This is a genomic window from Mumia zhuanghuii, assembly GCF_042681565.1.
Taxonomy (GTDB): Bacteria; Actinomycetota; Actinomycetes; order Propionibacteriales; family Nocardioidaceae; genus Mumia.
In genome coordinates this window covers 1,412,163-1,434,213 of the sequence record NZ_JBHUFT010000008.1, presented here as the reverse complement: position 1 = coordinate 1,434,213, position 22,051 = coordinate 1,412,163, and the positions used below count along the sequence as shown (strand labels likewise).

Sequence of the window (22,051 nt, the reverse complement as noted above, 5' to 3'; positions counted from 1 at the left end):
GGAATGCCATGACCGCCCAGCCCGTCCCGTACCGCTCCGTCAACCCCGCGACCGGTGTCGAGGTCCGCCGGTACGAGACCGCGACCGACGCCCAGGTCAGCGACGCGCTCGACGCCGCCGACGCCGCGTACCGCGCGTGGAGCCGGCTCACGGTCGCCGACCGCGCCGAGCGTGTCGCGGCGTTCGGCCGCCTGTTCGCTGAGCGCGCCGACGAGCTCGCCGCGATCGCCGCGGAGGAGATGGGCAAGTCGGTGAGCGAGGCCGCCGGTGAGGCGCGGTTCAGCGGCGACATCTTCGCGTACTACGCCGACAACGCCGCGACGCTGCTCGCCGACCAGCCGCTCACGGTCTCCGGCGACGCGGAGGCGGTCGTGCAGCGGCGCCCGATCGGCGTGGTGCTGGGCATCATGCCGTGGAACTACCCCTTCTACCAGGTGGCGCGTTTTGCGGCGCCGAACCTGGTCCTCGGCAACACCGTCCTGCTCAAGCATGCCGAGTCGGTGCCGCGGTCGGCCGAGGTCATCGCCGAGCTCGCCTCGGAGGCGGGGCTGCCGGACGGCGTCTACACGAATGTCTTCGCGTCGCACGACCAGGTCGGCACGATCATCGACGACCCGCGCGTGCAGGGCGTCTCGCTGACCGGCTCCGAGCGTGCCGGCAGCGCGGTCGCCGCCCGCGCTGGTGCCGCGCTCAAGAAGTGCGTGCTCGAGCTCGGCGGCTCCGACCCGTACATCGTCCTCGACACCGACGACGTCGCCGCGGCCGCGCAGCAGGCGTGGTCGGTGCGCGTAAGCAACATGGGCCAGGCCTGCAACGCCAACAAGCGGATGATCGTGCACGAGAGCATCGCGGACGCGTTCGTCGCCGAGCTCACCGCGCTCGCCGAGGGGCTGGTGCCCGGCGACCCGACCGACCCGACGCCGGGGACCTACCGCCCGCTCTCCTCGCGTGCCGCTGCCGAGTCGCTCGCCGCGCAGATCCAGGACGCGGTGGACAAGGGCGCGACGCTGCACGCGGGCGGCACGCTCGAGCCCGGCCCGGCGGCCTACCTCGCGCCGGCCGTGCTCTCCGGCGTCACGCCGCAGATGCGCGCGTACGCGGAGGAGCTGTTCGGCCCGGTCGCGGTCGTCTACTCCGTACGGGACGAGGACGAGGCCGTCGCGCTCGCGAACGCGTCGGCGTACGGGCTCGGCGGTGCCGTCTTCAGCGCCGATGCCGAGCGTGCGCGCCGCGTCGCCGACCGTCTCGAGGTCGGCATGGCGAACGTCAACACGCCTGCCGGCGAGGGGACGCAGATCCCGTTCGGCGGCGTGAAGCGCTCCGGTTTCGGTCGCGAGCTCGGACCCCTGGGCATCGACGAGTTCGCCAACAAGCGCGTGTTCTACGTGGAGCGGTGACCATATGAGCATGCGCAACGGCGACGTCTCGCACTGGATGCACGCAGGCGACGCTCCGGCGTTCGGCCCCGCCGCGCTCGAGGACGCGTACGACCTCGTCGTGATCGGCGGCGGGCTCACGGGGCTGTGGACCGCGTACTACGCGATCGCGCGCGACCCCTCCGCGCGCGTCCTCGTGCTTGAGGCCGTCGAGGTTGGCTACGGCGCGTCCGGTCGAAACGGGGGCTGGCTGTCGCCGCTGCTGCCGGGCAACCGGGCGGTGTACGCGCGGAAGTCGGCGCAGGGCGCTGACGGCGTGGTCGCGTTCCAGCACGAGATGTTCGGCGCGATCGACGAGGTCCTCGCCGTCCTCGAGCGCGAGCGCGTCGACGCCGACCAGGTGCGGGGCGGGCAGCTGACGCTCGCGCCGACGCCGGCCGCGATGGCGCGCGTGAAGGCGACCCGCGAAGCGCACCTGCGGTACGGCTATGAGCCGTCGCAGGTCGTCCTGCTCGACGCCGACGAGACGCGGGCGCGGGTGAGCTCGGCAACGGCGCACGGCGGCATGTTCTATCCCGACACGGCGCGGGTCGACCCGGCGAAGCTGACCCGCGGACTCGCTGAGGTCCTGCGGCGCCGCGGCGTCACGATCAGCGAGCACACCCCGGCGCGGGAGGTCACCGCGCACCGGGTGCGGACCGATCGCGGATCGGTCGACGCCGGCCGCATCGCGGTCTGCCTCGAGGCGTACACGAGCCAGCTCCTCGGCGGCCGCCAGGTCATCCCGGTGAACTCGTCGATGATCGTGACCGACCCGCTCCCGGCGTCGTCGTGGGAGCAGATCGGCTGGGATGGGCGCGAGTGCCTGAACGACGCCGCCCACACGTTCATCTATGCGCAGCGCACCGCCGACGACCGGATCGCGATCGGCGGCCGCGGGACCCCGTACACGTACGGCTCGGGGACTCCCGGCCTCGGCGCCTCCGACGCGAAGACGACGGCGAACTTGCGGCGCCGGCTGGAGTCGATGTTCCCCGGGATCGACTTCCCGGTCGCGCACGCGTGGCGCGGCGTCATCGGCGTCACCCGCGACTGGTGCGCGAACGTCACGCACGATGCCGCCAGCGGCGTCGGCGTCGTCTACGGGTTCGCGGGCCACGGTGTCACCGCGACGAACCTCGCCGCCCGCACCCTGCTCGACCGTCTCGACGGAGTCGACTCCGCGCTCACGCGCCTGCCGTGGAACGAGCACCGTACGCGCCAGTGGGAGCCGGAGCCGCTGCGGTGGATCGGCGTGCACGGCATGTACGCGCTGTTCGGGCTCGCCGACCGGTGGGAGGAGCGCACACAGGCGGAGAAGACTGCGCTCCTCGCGCGCGCCGGGTCGCGGATCGCCGGGCTGCACGAGTGAGCGGCGGCCCGGAGGCGGGTCAGTCCCGAGTCTCCGGGCCGTACTCACGGGTGACGGTCGCGACGCGCACCCGGTAGTCCTCGTACCAGACGTCACGCCCGCGCTGCTGCGCGACGAGATGCCCGGCGACCTGCTTCCACCTGGCGGCTGCGGCGTCGTCGCGCCAGTACGAGACGGTGATGCCGAGCCCGTCGCGAGCAGCCTCGATCCCGAGGAATCCCGGCTGCTCGCGAGCGAGCTCGTCCATCCGCGCCGCCATCACGGCGTACCCCCGGTCTCCGTCGGTGCGCAGCGACGTGAAGATCACTGCCGTGTACGGGGGCTCGGGCGTGTCGGCGATGCTCACGCCGCCCACCGTAGCGTCGGGGCGGCCCGCCGCCCGCGTCGTGCTAGCTCAGGTGCCGGGCGAAGAACCTGGCCGCATCGTCCGCCGCGAACCGGGGGACGCCGGTGTGCCCGCCCATGTTGGCGTACAGCGTCTTCTCCTTCGAGCCGAACGCGTCGAACAGGTCCAGCGCGAGCTGCCGGTCGTTCCCCTCGTCGTCCCACTGCAGCAGGACGTGCAGCGGGATCGTCAGCTGACGGGCCTCCTCGAACATGGCGCGGGGCACGAAGCTCCCGGCGAACAGGTTGGCGGCGGCGATGCGTGGTTCGACCAGCGCCAGCCGGATGCCGATCGCGATCACCCCGCCTGAGAATCCGACCGGGCCGCCGATCTCGGGGAGCTCGAGGAGGGCGTCCAGGGTGGCCTGCCACTCCGGGACCGCTACGTCGACCAGCGGGAGGACCAGCCGGTCGACGATCTCGTCGACCGGCTGGCCGGCCTCGATCGCCCGGACCAGATCGGCGCGAGCCTGCTCGGCGGCGGGCAGACGGGGCCGGTCACCGCCCCCTGGGAGCTCGATGGTGGCTGCCGCGAAGCCGTCCGCCACGGTGCGCCGAGCCCGACCTGCCAGCCGGGGATGCATCGCACGCAGCCCGCCCGGGTGGCCGATCAGGATGAGCGGAGCCGGTGCGGGAGCCGGTACGGAGGCCGGTGCGGGCGCCGGCGTCCACAGGATGCCGGGGATCTCGCCGAGGGTGAACTCGCGTTCGAGGACGCCGTCGTCGAGTTGTCGTTCAGAGGTGAAACGCATGGTCGTGCCTTTCGGGAGTGCTCGTGAAACGGCGCTCCCGGACGACCTATCGCCCGACCGTGACCCCAGAGGGGAGCACCCATGTCGATACGTTCACGGGTACCACCTCCTCGTTCTCTCGCACGGCCTTGTGGGAGGTTAACAGCGGTCGACGCCATAGAGGAACAGGATTATGCGTCGCCCCGGTGCGTCAGGCGATCACGCCGATGAGGAGCTAAGGCGCGACTCTCACGAAGCTCGACCCGGACGGCGCGATGGCGGACACGTTCACTACGTCTCTGTACGCAGCGCCGTTCCCGAGGAGATCACCACCGTGTGGGAAAAGCTCGTCGCCGGCGCGACGATCATGCAGCCGCTCGCGCCGTCGGGATGGGCGTCGCTGTATGGGATGCTCACCGACCCGTACGGCGTCACGTGGGTGCTTGACGTCGTCCCGCAGTAGCGGCGGATGGGCGCCTCGGCGCGCTCAGCCGCGGAAGGTCGTGCGGTACGCCGTCGGGCTGACTCCGACGGCGCTGACGAAGTGGCGTCGCAGGGTCGTCGCGGTGCCGAGCCCGCACCGGCCGGCGATCTGCTCGACCGACGCGTCCGTCCGCTCGAGCAGCTCCTGGGCACGCAGGACCCGCTCTCGGTGCAGCCACTTCAGCGGGGTCAGTCCCGTCTCGGCGCTCATCCGGCGCGCCAGCTGGCGAGCACCGAGCCCGGCCTCGCGGGCCAGGTCGGTCACCGTCAGCGGCTGGTCGAGGCGTTCGCGGGCCCAGTCCAGCGCGGCACCGACGTGGTCGGACCCGGTCGGGCTCACAGGGGCGGCGATGAACTGTGCCTGTCCCCCCGGCCGTTGTGCGGCCACCACCAGCCGGCGTGCCAGCCCGTTCGCGGCAGCGCTGCCGAAGTCGGAGCGCACGAGGTGGAGGCAAAGGTCGAGAGCAGCGGTCTTCCCGGCCGAGGTCAGGAGCTGACCGTCATCGACGTAGAGCACGTCGGCGCGCGCCCGTACGGAGGGATAGAGGCGCTCGAGCTCGGCGACGTGCATCCAGTGCGTCGCGGCCTCGCGTCCGTCGAGCAGCCCGCTCGCAGCGACGACGAAGGCGCCGGTGCACAGCGACGCGATCCGCGCTCCCCCGGCGTACGCAGCCCGGAGCGCATGCAGCAGGGACGGATCGGGTGCGCCGTCGAGGTGGTTCGTCGACGGCACGATGACGAGGTCGACCTTGGCGAGGGCGTCGTACCGCACACTCTCGGCGTCGGTGAGCCACGGCGCCGGCGACCCGTCCGGTGTCGCGACGACGAGGGAGTACCAGTCGCCGTCGGTCGACAGATCCGACCGATCGACGCCGAAGACCTCCGCCGCGATCGCCGTCTCGTACAGCATCGCGTCGGCATGCAGCGCTAGCCCCACCGTGACCATGTCGGAAACTGTACGACAGGCGTCAGTTCAGACACTGGCTCGACGGGGCGACGCGCGATGGGATGGGGCCATGACTTCTTCTTCCCTCGGTCCCGTCGTCGTCTATGGGGCGTACGGTCACACGGGCCGCTTCGTCGTCGACGAGCTGCTGCGACGCGGGCTCACGCCGATCCTCTCGGGTCGTGACGAGACGCGACTCGAGGCGATGCGCGCTGGTCGACCGGGCCTCGAGATCCGGCCCGCGCGAGTGGACGATCCGGCATCGTTGCGCGGCGCGCTGTCCGGTGCGGCCGCGGTCATCAACGTCGCCGGCCCGTTCCTCGATACCGGGGTGATCGTGTCGGAGGCTGCCGTCGCGGCCGGAGCCCACTATCTCGACGTCACCGCAGAGCAGCCTGCCGTAGAGGCCGTGTACGCCGCGCGGGCTGCCGATGCGGAGCAGGCGGGCGTCGCGGTGATCCCGGCGATGGCGTTCTACGGCGGGCTCGCCGATCTGCTAGCGACTGCTGTGCTCGCGGGTGAGACCGAGCCGGCCAGCCTCACGGTCGCGATCGGCCTCGACCGCTGGTGGCCGACGGCCGGCACACGGCTCACGGGAACCCGCAACACCGCACCGCGACGGACCATCGTCGACGGGAGGCTGGCACCACTCCCCGACTCTGTCCCCCGCGACACCTGGCACTTCACCGAGGGGTTCGAACAAGCGGTCGTTGCCGTCCCGTTCTCCGAGCCCGTCCTGATCGCACGGCACCTGCCCGTCGACAGGCTGTACTCCTACCTCAGCGCATCCGCGCTCTCCGACATCCGCGATCCGGCGACCCCTCCTCCCCCGGCCGACGACGACCGCGGTCGTTCGTCCCAGCAGTTCGTGGTCGATGTCGTCGCGCAGGTCGGTGCGCAGACGCACCGCATCGCTGCCAGCGGTCGCGACATCTACGCCGCCACGGCGCCGTTGATCGTCGAGGCGACGGCGCGCCTGCTCGACGGCCGCGCCACCCGTACGGGTGTGGTCGCTCCGGGCGAGGTGTTCGACGCCGAAGACTTCCTGCGCGCGCTCACGCCCAACACGCTCACACTGCGGCGTGAGGTCACAGCCACCGGTCGCGACCCGCAGGCGATGTCCGCGTGACCCAGGGGCTCACAGCAGAATCTCGAGGGCGTTCTGCAGCGCCCTACGGGCAGCAGGGAAGTCGCGGGCCATGTGCATCACGATCGACGGCTGGCCTCGGCGTCGCAACCAGTTGCGCAGCGCCTCGTTCGCGATCTCTGATCCTTCGAGGTGACGCAGCCGGAACGCGTCGATGATCGACCGTTCGGCAGAGTAAAGCCCGATCGCTGCACCGTCGTTGAGCTCCAGCTCGTCGCGGCCGATGTCGAACGTGTCGGCGTCGAAGTGGTGCCAGGCTGCTGGCGCGGCACTGGCCAGTGCGGGACCGATACCACCGGAGTCACCGAACCGTTATCGGTTTCCGGTCGACGCGAAACTCAGGGCAGGACCTCGTACGACCCGCGCGCGAATGCCTCAAGGATGGGCTGCGGATCGAGCGGTCGATCGCGCAAGCCTGGTCGGCCCGCGTCCGTGTTCCGCCGACGCTGAACCAGCTCGGCGGCGTCGGCAGCTTCCGCGGCGGCGAGGCATGCGGCGCACAGGAAGAAGGAGCTCGCCGCACGCAGGTCGCCGGTTGCGACGAGGGCTGCGGTGGGAGCGCCGTCGCATACGCGGCATCGACTGGTCGACCAGTACGGGTGAAACGGCCCGAGGCTCCACGACGCTCGGTCGGTGCGCCCCTGCCAGAACTACTCGTTCCTCTCGTCGGTGAGTGCTTCGCGGATCCGTCTCCGTTCTACGCGCGCGACGCGCCGCAGCTGCATTTCAGCCACCGCACGCGCACCAGTCCGGTCAACGTCGAGCAGGTCAGCCAACCGGTGGATGAGGTCGTCCCCGTCCTCGACCTCCGCCGCCAACGGGGCTATCTCGTCCCAGCGAGACAGGGCCTTGTCGAGGGCATCCAAGGTGTCAATCCGCGAACCCGTCGACCCATGCAACCCCTCGCCCTCAACGCCGTCAGACTCCCTTCGTACCGAACCGTCCCACGAGAACAGTGCGTCATCGAGCGCGTCGCCGACGGAGATCTCGAGCCACTCGGCCACCTTGATCGCATTGCCCTCGCCCGAGCGGTGCAGCACGAGCCCCGTGTCGTCGTCGATCACGAGCCGACGCTCGGAATGCCGCCAGCGCACGTCCCACGCACGCCGACCGAGGAACGTCGCGGACCTGATCGGCTCGATCGGCCGCTCGTCGTCCTCGTCCCACTCGAAGACGTGCTCCCGCGTGATCAGGACGTCCTCCACGAAGGCCGACACCGCATGCGGGTCGCACACCGGCGGCAGGTCCGGGTCGTCCCAGATCCACTGATCTTCCCCGTCAATCGCCCACACGACACCGTCGAGCGACTCGCGCCGTACACGCTCGCCGCTCACGAAGACGCGATGCACTGTCACCATCGTCTCCTCGCCGTCGTCCTCGTCGTCCTCGTCGTCGTCGTCCTCGTCGGTCGACACCACCCGTACGACACCGGAAAAGTCGGGCAGCGGCCCGCGCCCCACGATCATCAGGCCGACGATCTCCGACCACGATGCGACTGACTCCGTCACCGCAGGCTCCTCACGCTCTGCGCTCCCCGGGCGGGTCTTGCGCAGACGATGTCTACCAGCCGTTGGACCTTCTGCGCGGGACAATGCGCTGTGGAGACCTTGCCAGGAAGACGTCGCCGTACGAGAGCACGAGGCTGAGACGGTCTGATGGACACGCGACTGGCAGCGGCACCCGTGGTCCTGGACCTGGCGCGGGCGCTCGACGGCGTCCTCGTCGGCCTCTACGTCGGCGGGTCCCTCGCCACCGGTGACTACCACCCCGGCATCAGCGACATTGACGCGGTCGCGCTCCTCGACCGCTCCCCCACGCTCGCGACCCGGGCGATGCTCATCGAGACGCACGGGCGACTCGTGCGCGACGCCGAGGGAGGGAGCGCACTGCACTGCGTGTACGTCCCCGACGACGACACCGTCGACCCGGCGCACAAGCACTGGACCTGGGCGTTCGGCGAGCTCTACCGCCGCCCACTCAGCGGGATCGCACGCGCCGAGCTTCTGGCCGACCCGGTCGTCGTCGTGGGCCCTCCCCCGTCGGACTGGCTTCCACCGATGGACGTCGTCGACATCGCTGAGGCTGCACGCGCCGAGCTGGCCGGCTACTGGACGCAGGCCCTGCGCAAGCAGGCGATCTGGCTCCAGGACCTCTACGTCGATCTCGGGCTCATGGTGCTCGCCCGCGCCGACGCGACGATCCGCGAAGGACGGCTCATCACCAAGGCCGAAGCTCTCGGCCGCATGGCCACCCTCGGGGTCCCCGCCAGCCTCGTCGCCGAGGTCGCCCAGCGCCGCAACGGCGAGCAGGTGGACCTCGATGACGGTCAGCGCCAACGGCGAGCCGCGTACGTCCGTCAGTTCCTCACCGGCGAGGTTGCCCGCCTGCTCACGGCCTCCGTACGGTCAGCGTCCGAGTGAAGCGGATGTCCTGTGACGAGCTGCCGACGTACAGGCGGGTCCTGCCGGTGGGCGTGATCCAGTAGCCCCACTCGGTGTCCCAGTACGCGAGCTTGTGCTCAGGCGTGTAGAGCTCGATCGGGATCGTGACCCACCGCGTCTCGCGCGGCCCGAGCGTGACCTGCGCCCAGCCGAGCAGCTGCTTCGGCGGCGTCTCGGCGCGGTCCGTGTTCAACCGCCCGTTGTAGAGCTGCACGGTCTCGGTGCTCGTCCGCCTGCTCGTGTTGGTCACCCTGACCTGCACCCGTCCCGGCCGGTATGCGTTCGGACGCGCGTCGTCACGCGCACGCGGGTTGTCGACGCGCACGTTGCGGTAGCGGAAGCTCGAGTACGACAGCCCGTGGCCGAACGGATAGAGCGGCCTCACGCCGTTCTCCTCGTACCCGCGATAGCCGACGAAGACCCCGTCGTCGTAGTCCACGGTGATGTTCGGGTTGTTGACGTCGGGGAACGGGCTCTCGAGGTTGAGCCCGCGCTCGACCTGCCGATCCGAGCGCGGCCAGCTCAGCGGCAGCTTGCCGGAGAAGTTCTCCTCGCCGAACAGGAGCGCAGCGATCGCACGGCCCTGCTCCTGCCCTGGATACCAAGCCTCCATCACGGCATCCACCCGACTCAGCCACGGCAGGGGCACAGCGCCGCCGGTGGCCAGCACCACCACCGTGTTCGGGTTGGCCTGCGCCACGGCGCGAATCAGGCGGTCCTGGTCCTGCGGGAGGACCAGGTCGCCGCGGTCGAGCGACTCGCCCATGTAGTTGGTCGCGACGACGACGGCGACGTCTGCCTCACTCGCAGCCTCCACGGCCTCGTCGATCTGCGGCGAGGCGTTGGCGACCGGTGGACGCCACGTGAACCTGACGCCGGGCCCGAAGTTGGAGGTGACGATGCAGCACTGGTCGGGCGCGTCAGCGACGTACTCGATGCGCACGTCGTACGACTCCCCCGCCTGCAGGTTCAGGTCGACCGACTCCTGCCGGATCCGGTCGGCGCTCGCCGTGAGCACTTCCTCGTCGTTCACCCAGAGCGTGGCGCTGCCCAGGAGCGTGAGCCCGAGCGAGTAGCGCCCGCTCACGGTCGGCTCGAGCGTCCCGGTCCAGCGTGCCGACGGCTCCTCGGCCGCGAGGATCGCGTCCGGGAGCTTCGGCGCCGGTGTCGGGTCGTACCCGAATCCGGCGAGCGTGCCGACCAGCCCCTGGCCCCAGTTCACCTGGTCCTCGACCCGGCTGGCAACCGGCGTCCCGGAGAGGTCCGGGGTCGTGAACCACTCGGCGGCGAGCCCGTCGCCCGTCCCCTCTGCAGGCTGCAGGACGCTCGACGGTACGGGCTGGTCGCCTGGCATGTTGTCTCCGGCGCGGACAGGATCGCCGCCCGCGACGTGCGTGACGTCGACCCCGGTGCCGGCCCGGTCCTCGATCCCCTCGACGACGGTGCTCACGTTCGTCGGATCGATGACGGTGTCGCTGCCGAAGCCCTGGATGTAGCGGTCGGCGGACTCACCGATGACCGCGACAGAGTCGAGGTCGCGCCCGTCGAGCGGCAGGGCGTCGCGGCGGTTGTGCAGCAGCACCGAGCCCTCGACGGCAGTCCGGTACGCCCGCTCGCGGCCGTCCGCGACCACGTCGTCCGGCAACGCCTCGGGATCCGGCCGTGGGTTCTCGAGGCTTCCCGGCGGTGGGTTGTCCATCAGCCCGTCGGCGAAGTACGTACGCAGGACGCGGTGCACCATGTCGTCCCACCGCTCCGCCGGGATCGTCCCGTCCAGGACGGCCGCACGCAGCTGCGCCGGGTCGGGGAAACTGGGACCGCACACGTCGGTGCCGTAGACGTAGGCGTCCAGGCTCTTGCACGCGTTGAAGTCGGAGCTCACCCAGCCCTCGAAGCCGAGCTCACCCTTGAGGATGTCCCACAGGAGGTGCGGGTTCTCGCAGGACGGGCTGCCGTTGACCTTCGGGAACGCGCACATGATGACGCCGGGCTCCTCGGCGACGATCGGCTCCCACTGCCGGGTGTAGATCTCGCGCAGGGTGCGTTCGTCGAGGACCGCGTCGAGCGTCGTCCGCTGGGTCTCCTGGTTGTAGACGTTGTAGTGCTTGACGATCGAGTACACGCCGTTGGTGTCGTTCGTCTGGTCGACCCCGTCGACGGCCGCGGCCGGGATCAGTCCGCCGAGCAACGGGTCTTCACCGAACGAGCCCCACTGCCGTCCGCTGTAGGGAGTTCGCAGCAGATCGACCTCCGGGCCGGCCCAACCACTGAACCCGGTCAGGTGCGTCTCGAGTCCGACCTGCTGCCCGAACTGGCGAGCGCGCGCGAGGTTCCAGGTCGAGGCGATCGCGAGGCCGGCCGGGAACGCCGTCGTCGGTGTCCCGCCGGTGATCACCCCGGTGGCGCCGTCGATCTCACGCCGCGCGGGGATCCCGAGCTCGGGGATGGCGACCGCCCCCGCGCCGCTGCCCTCGAAGAGCGTCAGCTTCTGGTCGAGCGTCATGACGGCGGCGAGCAGGTCGGCCCGCTCGTCGGGACTCAATGACGTATCCATCCAGGGCGGGTCGGCGGCCTGGGCACTCGTTGGGACGAGTGCCAGTCCTGCAAGGAGTACGGCGGACGCCGTCACCTGGAGGATCCGTGAGCTGAGTCGCATGATGCCCTCCCACATTGGGGGCCTCGCGTGATGCTGCCGGTACGACGCCCGTATGGTCTGGTTGTCTGCTGCCCCGAGACCCGGTGTCTGAAATGTCCACTCTGGCACCTAATGTCCGACCTTGCTCTTGATGCTCGCCGAGCGCAACCCCACAGGCCGACTCGCCGTCACGACGCCGCTGGAGCCAGCACGATCTCTCCGCCCGTCAGCGCCGGCGCACCCTCGCGATCGACAACCTGGGTCGCGAAGAGGATCCGGTCGGAGGAGACCCACACCGCGGTCCGCAGCGTCTCCCCCGGGAAGACGACACCGGAGAACCGCGCCTCGACCGCGCGGACGCCCCCCGAGCGGCCGCCGAGGACATGATCCCCGATCGACCGCACACCAGGAAGGACACGGACGGGCGCACACCTCGGCTCTGCCTGCGCGAGGGATCGGCCGATGCACCTCGACCCGCTGGCTGGCGTGCAGGATCGACCGCACGTCCACGTCCACCCCGACGAGGAGGCGGGGGCCGCGTACGGCCCCCGCCTCCGTGATGGTCAGGCGCTGATCGCGCGGCTCTCGCCCTTGTCGCGGACGACCTCGACCTTGCGCGGACGAGCGCGCTCCGCAACGGGGATCGTCACACGGAGCACGCCGTCGGCGTAGCGTGCCTGGACGGCCTCGGTGTCAAGCGTGTCGCCGAGGATGAGCTGACGACTGAACACGCCTCGCGGCCGCTCGGCGGCGATCAGCTCCTCGACGCCCTCACGCGCCGGGCGGTCGGCCCGGACCGTCAGGACGTTGCGCTCGACGTCGATGTCGATCGAGCCGGGCTCGATGCCCGGAAGATCGAGCTCGACCACGAACGTGTCACCCTCACGCCAGGCATCCATCGGCATCCCGGCCGGTCGGGCAGCGGTCCCGAAGACCTGCTGGGTCAGACGGTCGAGCTCACGAAACGGATCGGTGCGCATGAGCATGCTCTCTCACCTCCACAGACTCCGACATGCAGAGCATGTTCTGTAACGGTTGGTATAGTTTTTATATAGCAAGCGAAAGACACGAGTGCAAGGGGTACCCACGACGATGGATGGACGCAGCCCGCATCAGGCGGTGTACGCGATCTCCGTCGCCGCCGAGCTCGCAGGGACCGCCGCCCAGAACCTCCGCGTCTACGAACGCGTCGGCCTGGTGACGCCCAGCCGGACGAGCGGAGGCACGCGGCGCTACAGCGACGACGACGTCGTCCGCCTGCGCCGGATCATCGCGCTCCTCGACGACGGCCTCAACCTCGTCGGGATCGCGAGGGTCCTCGAGCTCGAGGACGAGAACGCGGTGCTGCGCGACGCCGCAGGACGCTGACGGGACGCGCCCCGGCCCACGTCCGGCGTGACCTGGGCCACTAAAGTCCCGCTCATGCATGAACGTCAGGCGGACCGACGCCTCTGGACATGGGTCGTCGTCCTCGGCCTAACCGGCCAGCTGGCCTGGACGGTCGAGAACATGTACCTCAACGTGTTCGTCTACGACACGATCACCGACTCCCCCGCCGCGCTCGCGACCCTGGTCGCGCTCAGCGCGTGCGCCGCGACAATCGCTACCCTCCTCGCCGGGGCCGCGTCCGACCGCAGCGGCCGGCGGCGCGAGTTCATCGCTGGCGGCTACGTGCTGTGGGGCCTGTGCACCGCCGCGTTCGGACTGGTCAACGTCGACGCCGCCGCCTCGATGCTGCCGATGCTCGACGCGGTCGTGGTCGCCGTCATCACGATCATCGTGCTCGACTGCGTGATGAGCGTCCTCGGCGCGACCGCCAACGACGCCGCGTTCAACGCGTGGGTCACCGACTCCACCAACCCCGGCAACCGCGGCAAGGTCGACGGCGTGCTCGCCACCATGCCGCTGCTCGCGATGCTGGTGGTCTTCGGCGCGCTCGACCCGCTGACCCGGGGCGGCCACTGGGTCCTCTTCTTCTCGATCATCGGCGGCGTCACCGCGGTGGTCGGCGTGATCGCCTGGTTCGGGCTGCGCGAGCCCCGTCAGCCGCGCCCCGGAGGCAGCTATCTGTCGTCGGTCGTCCACGGCCTGCGCCCGAGCACCGTGCGCGCCAACCCGCCGCTCTACATCGCCCTGGTGGCGTGGGCGATCCTCGGCACGAGCACGCAGGTCTTCCTGCCGTACCTGATCATCTACGTCCAGCGCTACCTCGACATCGAGGGCTACGCGATCGTGCTCGCCTCGGTCCTGATCGGTGCGGCCGTCATCAGCATCGTCGGCGGACGGGTGCTCGACCGTGTCGGCCCGTCGCGGGCGATCCTGCCCGTTGCCGGGATCTATCTCGTCGGCCTGCTCCTGATGTTCCCCGCCCGCGGCATGCTCGCGGTCATCGGCGCCGGGATCGTGATGATGGCAGGCTTCATGCTCGGCGTTGCCGCTCTCTCCGCGACCGTCCGCAACCTCACCCCGACCGACCGGGCCGGACAGGTCCAGGGTCTCCGGATGATCTTCGCGATCCTCATCCCCATGGTCGTCGGCCCGTTCCTCGGCGCCGCGGTGATCGCGAGCGCGGACGAGACCTTCACCGAGCTCGGCGTCGTCAAGCAGGTGCCGACGCCGTGGATCTTCCTCACCGCCGCGCTCGTCGTGGTGTTCCTCGTCATCCCCGCCCGCCGGCTGCGGACGGTCGGGCCCCTCCCGAAGACCCTGGAGACGACCGCGTGATCACGACCTGGGGCGAGGCCCTCGATCCCGACCGCGTCTTGCCCGAGTACCCCCGTCCCCAGCTCGTCCGCGACTCGTACGTGAACCTCAACGGACGGTGGGAGCACGCGTTCACCCCGGCCGGCGTGACCGAGGCGCCCGTACGGTGGGACGGCGAGATCGTCGTGCCGTTCTCTCCCGAGGCGCCGCTGTCGGGCGTGAACCGGATGCTCACGCCGGACGAGGCGCTCTGGTACCGCCGGACGGTCCGGCTCCCCGACGGCTTCGTCCGTGACCGGGTGCTGCTGCACTTCGGCGCGGTCGACCAGGACTGCGAGGTCTGGGTCGACGGCACGCGGGTCGGCAAGCACCGCGGCGGCTATCTCCCGTTCACGCTGGACGTGACCGATGCCCTCACCGGCGACGAGCATGCGCTCGTCGTCCGCGTCCGCGACGTCACCGACACGTCGTGGCGCAGCCGCGGCAAGCAGAAGCTCGAGCGCGGCGGCATCTGGTACACCCCGCAGTCGGGGATCTGGCAGACCGTCTGGCTCGAGTCGGTCCCCCGCCAGTGGGTCGCCCAGCTCGTCCTCACGCCGTCCCTCGAGACCGGTGAGGTCGAGGTCTGCGTGCTGCCCGGCGGCGACGGCGACCGTACGGCGGAGGTGGCCGTGAGCGCGGACGGCCACGAGGTCGTCCGCACGAGCGTCGAGGTCGGCGTCCCGACGCGCCTGCCGCTCGGCGACGACCTCCGCCGGTGGTCGCCCGAGGACCCGTTCCTGTACGACGTCGAGGTGCGGCTCGGCGACGACCACGTCACCAGCTATGTCGGCATGCGCTCGTTCGGGATCGGGCCCGACGCGCACGGCCGTACGCGCCTGCTGCTCAACGGCGCGCCGTACCTGCACGCCGGGCTGCTCGACCAGGGCTACTGGCCCGACGGCCTCTACACCGCGCCGTCGGACGAGGCGCTGGTCCACGACATCCGTACGGCCAAGGAGCTCGGCTTCACGATGCTGCGCAAGCACATCAAGATCGAGCCGATGCGCTGGTACCACCACTGCGACCGCCTCGGGATGCTCGTCTGGCAGGACATGGTCAACGGTGGGCGCCGCTACAACCCGGCCGTCATCACGACGCCCGTGGCCCTGCCGGTGACGCTCGCCGACTCCCACCACGCGCTGTTCGGACGACAGGACGAGGAGGGGCGCACCGAGTTCCTCGACGAGCTCGACGCCACTGTGGCGCTGCTGCGCTCGGCGCCGAGTGTCGCCGCCTGGGTGCCGTTCAACGAGGGATGGGGGCAGTTCGACGCGATGGCCGCCGCCGCACGGGTGAGGGAGCTCGACCCGACGAGGCCCGTCGACCACGTGAGCGGCTGGTACGACCAGGGCGGCGGCGACATGGCGAGCCGGCACGTCTACTTCCGGCCGTACCGGCTCTCGCGCCGCGACGCCGAGGACCCGCGCGCGGCGGTGCTGTCGGAGTACGGCGGCTACTCCTACCGCGTGACCGGGCACGTGTGGAACGACAAGGAGTTCGGCTATCGCAAGTACGCCGAGCGGGCGTCGTTCGAGCGCGCGTACCTGCGCCTGCAGCACGCCCAGGTCGGACCGGCGGTCGAGAAGGGCCTGGCGGCGTTCGTCTACACCCAGCTGGCCGACGTCGAGGACGAGACCAACGGCCTCATGACGTACGACCGCCGCGTGCTCAAGGTGGACACCGAGGCGGTCCGCGCCTCGAACCAGCGGCTGCGCCAGCGCCACGACCACGCGGCCGGCGGAGCCGCGCTCCCTGTCGCCGTGCACGAGCGCGAGATCACGGCGCCGGTGTCGCTGACCCTGCCCGACGGACGGCTCAACCCGGACGCCATCGGATGGACGCGTACGCCGCTGGTGACCACCGACGGGGTCGGTCGAGGGCGCGTGGGCAGGGGTCGCAACAAGCGCTGGGAGTACTGGGCGGTGACGACGCCGACCCACATCGTCGCGCTCGTGGTCTCGGACATCGACTACGCGGCGGTGCACGGGCTCTGGCTGCTCGACCGGACCAGCGGCGAGACGATCTCGTACGACGCGATCGGCGTGCTCGGCGGCAGCGCCACGCTGCCCGGCACGCTCGGCGCCGGTCCGGCCCGAACGTCGACCAAGAACCTTCAGATCGCCCTCGACGAGGTCGACGGCGGGACGCGCCTGCGGTCACGTACGGAGCGCGTCGAAATCGACGTGGTCGCGCACCGGCCCGTGGGGCACGAGTGCCTCGGCGTCGTGGTGCCGTGGACGGATCGGCTCTTCCAGTACACCGTCAAGGACGTCGCGAGGCCCGCGACCGGGACGCTCCGCGTCGACGGCGTGGCGGTGTCCGTGCCCGAGGGCGAGTCCTGGGCGACGCTCGACCACGGGCGGGGCCGCTGGCCGTACGCGGTCCACTGGAACTGGGGCGCCGGCTCCGGCCGTACCGATGGTCGCGTCCTCGGCCTCCAGGTCGGCGGGAGGTGGACCGACGGCACCGGGTCGGTCGAGAACGCGCTGGTCGTCGACGGACACCTGTCGAAGATCAGCGAGGAGCTGGTCTGGGCCTACGACACGGACGACTGGATGGCACCGTGGCGGATCACGGGCGACACCGTCGACCTCACGTTCACGCCGTTCCACCTGAAGGCGTCGGTGACCGACCTCAAGGTGTTCTCGTCACGGAGCCACCAGTGCTTCGGCCACTGGTCCGGACACGTGCGCGACGACACCGGGGCGTGGGTTCGCGTCGAGGATCTCGTCGGCTGGGCGGAGGACGTCCGCAACCGTTGGTGACAGCCAGATGACGCCGCGAGACACATCCTCCGACGCGACGGCGCTCCGGGCGCGTATCATCGACTCCGCAGCCATATCCGGAAGCCCGCACGAGGACATCGGCGCTCGCCATCTCCCCGATGCGGCCGGTGTCCGTCGCCAGGAGCACTCGCTCGGCGATCGCTCACTCGCCGCGGCGCGCAGGCATCGGAGACGGAACGACCGTCTCCTCCGTGTCTCGCCCAGGCCGTCCGGCTGGCTGTCGGGGTGCGCCAGCACCCCGACAGGCGTACCGAATCCGAGGAGGATCGTTGGCCCGACCGGCCCAGCGTCGACCGGACCCCCGCCGCAAGGGGGGTTCTCGCCGACCACAGCGTGAGCGCACCAACGACGGCGACAACGTCGGCCTCCTCCCCCTGCTTGCGCAGGCCGTGCGAGAGGTCGAGCGTGCGGTCCAGCGCGGGACGGCCTCGGAGTCCACGCGGACCGCGTTCCAGGTGATCGCGTTGCTCGTGCGCGAGGAGCGCGCGAGGGTCAAGCAGGACGAGATGCCCGAGGCCCGCCGCGCGGAGCAGCTCAAGCGCCTCGACGGGATCGCCACGATCCTCGCGACCACGGCGGCACGCGATCCTTCTCTGTTCACGCTGCTCGCGGACGACGCCGTCATCTCCCCCGCCGCGATCAGGCTCCGCCGCGAGATGCTGGTCGCCGCCGGCCTCGAGGTCGAGGAAGAGCCGGAGCCTGAGCCTGAGGCGAGCGCGCCGACGACGACCGAGCGCCAGGTCCGGCCCCAGTCGGTCGTGTCGCGACAGCTCGCCAACCCGTTCCTCACCCCGGACTTCTCCACGGCGTCGACCCCCAGCCGACCTCGTACGGGGCGTCTGGCCAACTGGGAGCTGATCGAGCCCCTGCTCCGCTCGTTCGAGCGCGGGGGGCCGGCGTCGAGCATGAAGCTGCCGGTCCCGACCTCGCTGAGCACCCGTGAGGGTCGCGAGCTCATGCCCCACCAGGCAGAGCTCGTCGCGGCCGCGACCGACGGGCACAGGACGTTCCTGCTCGCCGACGAGCCCGGCCTCGGCAAGACCGCCCAGGCTCTGCTCGCGGCCCAGGCCGCCGACGCGTTCCCGCTCCTCGTGGTCGCCCCCAACGTCGTCAAGATCAACTGGGCACGCGAGGCGGGCCTGTGGACGCCGCGTCGCAGCGCGACCGTCATCCACGGCGACGGCAACACGATCGACGGGTTCGCCGACATCGTCGTCGTCAACTACGAGGTCCTCGACCGCCACATCGGCTGGCTCGGCGAGCACGGCTTCCGCGGCATGGTGGTCGACGAGGCCCACTTCATCAAGAACCGCAAGTCCCAGCGCTCGCAGCATGCGCTCGAGCTGTCGGAGCGCATCCGCGCCCGGACGATGCGCCCGCTGCTGATGGCGCTCACCGGCACGCCGCTCATCAACGACATCGAGGACTTCCGCGCGATCTGGCAGTTCCTCGGCTGGATCGACGACCGCAAGCCCCTCCCCGAGCTCATGTCGGCGCTCGAGGAGACCGGGCTCTCCCCCGGCGAGCCCGGCTTCTATGCCGCGGCGCGCCGATGCGTCGTCGACATGGGCATCGTGCGACGCCGCAAGCTCGACGTCGCCGCCGACATCCCCGCACGCCGGATCGCGGACATCCCGGTGGAGCTCGACGACGAGACCGGCCGTTCGATCCGCGAGGCCGAGCGCGTGCTCGCCCGCCGCATGGTCGCCCGGTACGACAACGCCCTCGATCACCGGTCGTCCGGCAAGGTCGTCGACGGCATCGACCACGAGCTCGTGCGCCTCGTCGCCAAGTGGGAGCGCGAGGAGGACACGAACGAGACGGGCAACGTCTTCGGGATGATGCGGCGGATCGGCCTGGCGAAGGCCGGGCTCGCCGCCGACTACACAGCGCAGCTCGCCCGCAGCGTCGGCAAGGTCGTCTTCTTCGCGAAGCACCTCGACGTCATGGACGTGGCCGAGGAGACGCTCGCCAAGCGCGGGCTGCGCTACGCGACGATCCGCGGCGACCAGACCTCGACGCAGCGCCAGCGCGACATCGACGCCTTCGTCAACGACCCCGAGGTCGCGGTCATCGTGTGCTCGCTGACCGCTGCCGGAGTGGGCGTCAACTTGCAGGTCGCGTCCAACGTCGTGCTCGCCGAGCTCTCGTGGACCGATGCGGAGCAGACCCAGGCGATCGACCGGGTGCACCGCATCGGTCAGGCCGAGCCGGTCACCGCGTGGCGCATCATCGGCGCGCAGACCATCGACGCGAAGGTCGCCGAGCTCATCGACTCCAAGGCTGCCCTGGCCGCGACGGCACTCGACGGCGAGGTCGTCGACGAGAAGGCCTCGACCGACGTCCAGCTGGAGGCCCTGGTCGGTCTGCTCACGGACGCGCTGGTCGAGCGCGGCGACTGACGGTGGAGCGCAGCCCGGTCGGCGTCATCGCGGGCCGGGCTGCCTCTCCAGCTCGCCAGGGCGCCAGGTCTTCTCGAACCACGGCTCAAGAGGGCCGTACAGGCGCAGGATGGGGAACCAGCTCTTGCCGGGCACGGTCTGGATCCAGTTCGCCTCGCGACCCTCGGGCGCGGTCGGGCCGAACCAGACCGTGATCGACCCGTCCGTGTTCGCGGCGACGTCGCCGGTCAGGCTCATGACGCTCGGGTACGGGTCGTCGGTCTGCAGCAACGACCGGGTCTGCGTGTCGTACACGTCGATCGACCAGAAGTTCTTCGCCGGAGGGTCCGCCGGCAACGTGAGCGTGTAGGTGCTCCCGCCGTCGAGCACCTCCCCCTCGGCGTCGCGGGCGACGTACGCGTACGCAGAGCCCGCGCCGACCTGCGCATGCGCCATCGCGGGCGTGATCACCGTCGCGAAGTAGTGGAACTGCGTCCGTGAGTCGAGGAGCCTCGCGCCGTCTCGGAGGAACTCGTAGCTGCCGCCGGTGAAGGCCGACAGCCAGGACGACCCCTCGTAGAGATACGCGTCGGGGTCGCGCGGCGCGTACACGAGGGCACGGCTGATCGCCGCTCCCGTCTTTGCCGCGTCATCGAGGATGCTCCGCAGCCGGTCGTCGGGCGCGAACGGCTTGCCGTGGACGATGCCGACGGCGGCGAGCTGTCCGGCGCGCTCGGCGTCCAGAGCTGCGACCGGCTCCTCCTGCACGAGCTCGTCGATCTCCTCATAGAACGTGACGTCGTTGGCGTGGACGGTGTTGAACGCGAGCCCGGCGATGTTCACGTAGTCCATCTCGGGCGGGTCGGCCGCGTCGGAGAGCGCGTAGACCTTCGTCTCCTTCAGGGCGGGCACGCCGCCGAGTGCGCGGAAGACCACCCAGTTGGTGTACGTCGATGTGCGGGAGACGAAGTAGCCCTCCGGGACGTCACCGTCGTAACCGGGCGGCAGGAACAGATAGCGTCCGCCCTCGCCGCGGTCCGGTCCGGCGATCCCCATGTCGGCGACGTAGCGGAACCAGAAGTCGTCGACGACGCACAGGGACTGCTTCGGCGGCTCGATCACGATCGGCCCGCTCGCCCGCAGGTCGAGGAACATCGTGCCGTAGGTCGTCGCCGTGTTGGGCGTGAGGAAGTAGCTGCTGGAGCTGGCCCGCGGATCGGTGTACGCCAGCTGGTGCGGCGCGGTGATCCCGACGCTGCGCAGGCCGCTGCGCATCGCCACCAGCGACGCCCCAGGCATCGCGTTGAGGAAGACCTCGACCCCGCGCATGAAGTCGAGGCTGTCGTACAGCCGCCCGACGGAATCTCCGACCGGGACGCCGTCGAACAGCGTGAACTCCCCCAGCGGTGTCGTGATCGTCGGCGGTGTGCTGACCGCGTCCAGTGCCCGTGCCAGGTCCGCTGCGTGCGAGCTCCGCACCTCGTCCGTCATGGGTGTCCCCCTCTCGTGCTGCCGGCGCAGCGTGTCCGAGACGCTAGCGGCTCCGCGCGTGCTGCGCCCGATTCTGTTCGCTGCTCACTCGTCGTCGGGTTCGGGAAGGAGGATCGTCGCGAGGCTGACCCGTCGCTTGCCGGTGCCGTCGTCGGTGAGGTACGGGGCGAGGAGGTCGCCGAGCCCGGCCTGGATCGCGGCGAGGTCGTCCGCCGTCACGTAGAGCGGCCCCCGCCCGAATCCGAGGTAGTCGCGAAGGCTCGCCTCGGGGTGGTCGACGATCCTGTCGAAGCTCGCACTCACGTCACCGAGGTAGGTGAGGAACGCCGTACGCAGCTGCGCCGCGCTCATCGCCCGGAGCTCGGCCTGGCCGACGTGCGCCATCTGCTCGCCCAGCGCGAGCGTGCGCTCGACCGCTCCTCGCACCCTCCGCTCTCCCACGACCTCGAGGATCCCGGCCTCGACCAGCGTCGCGACGTGGCGATAAAGAGTCGCCTGCGTGACGTCGGGCAACGCCTCGCGGAGCTGCGCCGTCGTGAGGCGACGTCCACCAAGCTGCTGGACGATGCGCAGCCGTACCGGATGCATCACCACGTCGGCGACCGACGACCTCTGCGCCATGAATCGACTCCCGTCATTGTTCTCATCATGATAATGTTCGCAACGTCAGGTTGATTCTAGGTTGACGGAGGACGTTCATGACGCACATCAGCGCCGACGCCGCAGGCATCCATCTCGAGTTCCCCGGCTGGGAGCGGTGGATGGCAGGGCGGTCCGCCTTCACTGCCCCGCTGGACGCGATCGTCGACACCTCCGTCGAGCCTGGCTGGACCTCAGAGATCCTTGGGATCCGTTCGGGTCTCGTCGTCTCCGGCTATCTGAAGGTCGGCACGTTCCGGCACCCATCCGGCGTACGCCGCCTGGTCTCAATGCGGCGCGGACAGCCGCTGCTGCGCGTCGCGCTCGATCGCGGGACGACCGGCTTCGACGAGCTCCTGCTCGGCAGCCCCGACGCGGCGGCGATCGCGCAGGCGATCGACGCGACCGCGCACCACCACCGCTACTAGGGTGGGGCGCCAGTTCGAGGCGACCAG

19 protein-coding genes are annotated in these 22,051 nt (G+C 70.6%); 10 read left to right on the top strand and 9 right to left on the bottom strand.

Going from position 1 to position 22,051, the window contains the following annotated elements:
• The first annotated feature begins 8 nt into the window (after nucleotides 1-8).
• Complete coding sequence (locus ACFSDF_RS15375; protein ID WP_167004302.1) at nucleotides 9-1,397, top strand: aldehyde dehydrogenase family protein; 1,389 nt, start codon at nucleotides 9-11, stop codon at nucleotides 1,395-1,397.
• A 4-nt stretch (nucleotides 1,398-1,401) separates the two neighbouring features.
• Entirely contained in the window at nucleotides 1,402-2,787 is a 1,386-nt protein-coding gene (locus ACFSDF_RS15370; protein WP_377158105.1) for an NAD(P)/FAD-dependent oxidoreductase, read from the top strand.
• 19 nt (nucleotides 2,788-2,806) lie between these two features.
• On the opposite strand, the gene ACFSDF_RS15365 is transcribed toward ACFSDF_RS15370, so the two are convergent.
• Together ACFSDF_RS15365 and ACFSDF_RS15360 are read right to left on the bottom strand one after the other, a co-directional pair.
• Nucleotides 2,807-3,133, bottom strand: coding sequence for an antibiotic biosynthesis monooxygenase family protein (locus ACFSDF_RS15365; protein WP_377158103.1), 327 nt, complete (start codon nucleotides 3,131-3,133; stop codon nucleotides 2,807-2,809).
• A 43-nt stretch (nucleotides 3,134-3,176) separates the two neighbouring features.
• The gene (locus ACFSDF_RS15360) at nucleotides 3,177-3,923 is read right to left on the bottom strand and encodes a dienelactone hydrolase family protein (protein WP_167004311.1); all 747 of its coding nucleotides are present in this window, start codon (nucleotides 3,921-3,923) and stop codon (nucleotides 3,177-3,179) included.
• A 172-nt stretch (nucleotides 3,924-4,095) separates the two neighbouring features.
• Here ACFSDF_RS15360 and ACFSDF_RS15355 point away from each other — a divergent pair, with 172 nt between their 5' ends.
• Nucleotides 4,096-4,365, top strand: a complete 270-nt coding sequence (locus ACFSDF_RS15355) for a VOC family protein (RefSeq protein ID WP_347877934.1) — start codon at nucleotides 4,096-4,098, stop codon at nucleotides 4,363-4,365.
• Between the two features lie 24 nt (nucleotides 4,366-4,389).
• Here ACFSDF_RS15355 and ACFSDF_RS15350 read toward each other — a convergent pair whose 3' ends face one another.
• Nucleotides 4,390-5,331: a GlxA family transcriptional regulator gene (locus ACFSDF_RS15350; protein ID WP_167004314.1), complete on the bottom strand. Its 942-nt coding sequence runs from the start codon at nucleotides 5,329-5,331 to the stop codon at nucleotides 4,390-4,392.
• Nucleotides 5,332-5,401: 70 nt separating this feature from the next.
• Here ACFSDF_RS15350 and ACFSDF_RS15345 point away from each other — a divergent pair, with 70 nt between their 5' ends.
• Entirely contained in the window at nucleotides 5,402-6,460 is a 1,059-nt protein-coding gene (locus ACFSDF_RS15345; RefSeq protein WP_167004317.1) for a saccharopine dehydrogenase NADP-binding domain-containing protein, read from the top strand.
• 668 nt (nucleotides 6,461-7,128) lie between these two features.
• Here ACFSDF_RS15345 and ACFSDF_RS15340 read toward each other — a convergent pair.
• The gene (locus ACFSDF_RS15340) at nucleotides 7,129-7,986 is read right to left on the bottom strand and encodes a hypothetical protein (RefSeq protein ID WP_167004319.1); all 858 of its coding nucleotides are present in this window, start codon (nucleotides 7,984-7,986) and stop codon (nucleotides 7,129-7,131) included.
• A 147-nt stretch (nucleotides 7,987-8,133) separates the two neighbouring features.
• Between ACFSDF_RS15340 and ACFSDF_RS15335 the strand changes: the two genes are divergently transcribed.
• Nucleotides 8,134-8,898, top strand: coding sequence for a nucleotidyltransferase domain-containing protein (locus tag ACFSDF_RS15335; RefSeq protein ID WP_167004322.1), 765 nt, complete (start codon nucleotides 8,134-8,136; stop codon nucleotides 8,896-8,898).
• On the opposite strand, the gene ACFSDF_RS15330 is transcribed toward ACFSDF_RS15335, so the two are convergent.
• The 3 genes from ACFSDF_RS15330 to ACFSDF_RS15320 all read right to left on the bottom strand — a co-directional run bounded on the left by ACFSDF_RS15330 (nucleotide 8,867) and on the right by ACFSDF_RS15320 (nucleotide 12,540).
• Nucleotides 8,867-11,575: a glycoside hydrolase family 3 protein gene (locus ACFSDF_RS15330; protein WP_167004325.1), complete on the bottom strand. Its 2,709-nt coding sequence runs from the start codon at nucleotides 11,573-11,575 to the stop codon at nucleotides 8,867-8,869. The genes ACFSDF_RS15335 and ACFSDF_RS15330 overlap by 32 nt on opposite strands.
• Nucleotides 11,576-11,742: 167 nt before the next feature.
• The gene (locus ACFSDF_RS15325; RefSeq protein ID WP_208322387.1) at nucleotides 11,743-11,958 is read right to left on the bottom strand and encodes a hotdog family protein; all 216 of its coding nucleotides are present in this window, start codon (nucleotides 11,956-11,958) and stop codon (nucleotides 11,743-11,745) included.
• A 159-nt stretch (nucleotides 11,959-12,117) separates the two neighbouring features.
• The gene (locus ACFSDF_RS15320) at nucleotides 12,118-12,540 is read right to left on the bottom strand and encodes an Hsp20/alpha crystallin family protein (protein ID WP_167004328.1); all 423 of its coding nucleotides are present in this window, start codon (nucleotides 12,538-12,540) and stop codon (nucleotides 12,118-12,120) included.
• A 106-nt stretch (nucleotides 12,541-12,646) separates the two neighbouring features.
• Between ACFSDF_RS15320 and ACFSDF_RS15315 the strand changes: the two genes are divergently transcribed.
• The 4 genes from ACFSDF_RS15315 (at nucleotide 12,647) to ACFSDF_RS15300 (ending at nucleotide 19,487) form a co-directional block, all read left to right on the top strand.
• Nucleotides 12,647-12,922 carry a MerR family transcriptional regulator gene (locus tag ACFSDF_RS15315; protein ID WP_167004331.1) on the top strand — a complete coding sequence of 92 codons (276 nt, stop codon included), beginning with the start codon at nucleotides 12,647-12,649 and terminating at the stop codon, nucleotides 12,920-12,922.
• 54 nt (nucleotides 12,923-12,976) lie between these two features.
• On the top strand, nucleotides 12,977-14,278 hold the full coding sequence (locus ACFSDF_RS15310; protein WP_167250077.1) for an MFS transporter: 1,302 nt from the start codon (nucleotides 12,977-12,979) through the stop codon (nucleotides 14,276-14,278).
• Nucleotides 14,275-17,064: a DUF2804 family protein gene (locus tag ACFSDF_RS15305; RefSeq protein ID WP_377158099.1), complete on the top strand. Its 2,790-nt coding sequence runs from the start codon at nucleotides 14,275-14,277 to the stop codon at nucleotides 17,062-17,064. The genes ACFSDF_RS15310 and ACFSDF_RS15305 overlap by 4 nt, the downstream gene beginning before the upstream one ends.
• A 290-nt stretch (nucleotides 17,065-17,354) precedes the next feature.
• Nucleotides 17,355-19,487, top strand: a complete 2,133-nt coding sequence (locus ACFSDF_RS15300) for a DEAD/DEAH box helicase (protein WP_347877935.1) — start codon at nucleotides 17,355-17,357, stop codon at nucleotides 19,485-19,487.
• Nucleotides 19,488-19,511: 24 nt separating this feature from the next.
• On the opposite strand, the gene ACFSDF_RS15295 is transcribed toward ACFSDF_RS15300, so the two are convergent.
• Both ACFSDF_RS15295 and ACFSDF_RS15290 read right to left on the bottom strand, forming a co-directional pair.
• Nucleotides 19,512-20,957: a DUF1254 domain-containing protein gene (locus tag ACFSDF_RS15295; protein WP_377158098.1), complete on the bottom strand. Its 1,446-nt coding sequence runs from the start codon at nucleotides 20,955-20,957 to the stop codon at nucleotides 19,512-19,514.
• Nucleotides 20,958-21,041: 84 nt separating this feature from the next.
• Nucleotides 21,042-21,578, bottom strand: coding sequence for a helix-turn-helix domain-containing protein (locus ACFSDF_RS15290; RefSeq protein ID WP_377158096.1), 537 nt, complete (start codon nucleotides 21,576-21,578; stop codon nucleotides 21,042-21,044).
• Nucleotides 21,579-21,655: 77 nt separating this feature from the next.
• Between ACFSDF_RS15290 and ACFSDF_RS15285 the strand changes: the two genes are divergently transcribed.
• Complete coding sequence (locus tag ACFSDF_RS15285; protein ID WP_377158094.1) at nucleotides 21,656-22,024, top strand: hypothetical protein; 369 nt, start codon at nucleotides 21,656-21,658, stop codon at nucleotides 22,022-22,024.
• Nucleotides 22,025-22,051 lie beyond the last annotated feature (27 nt).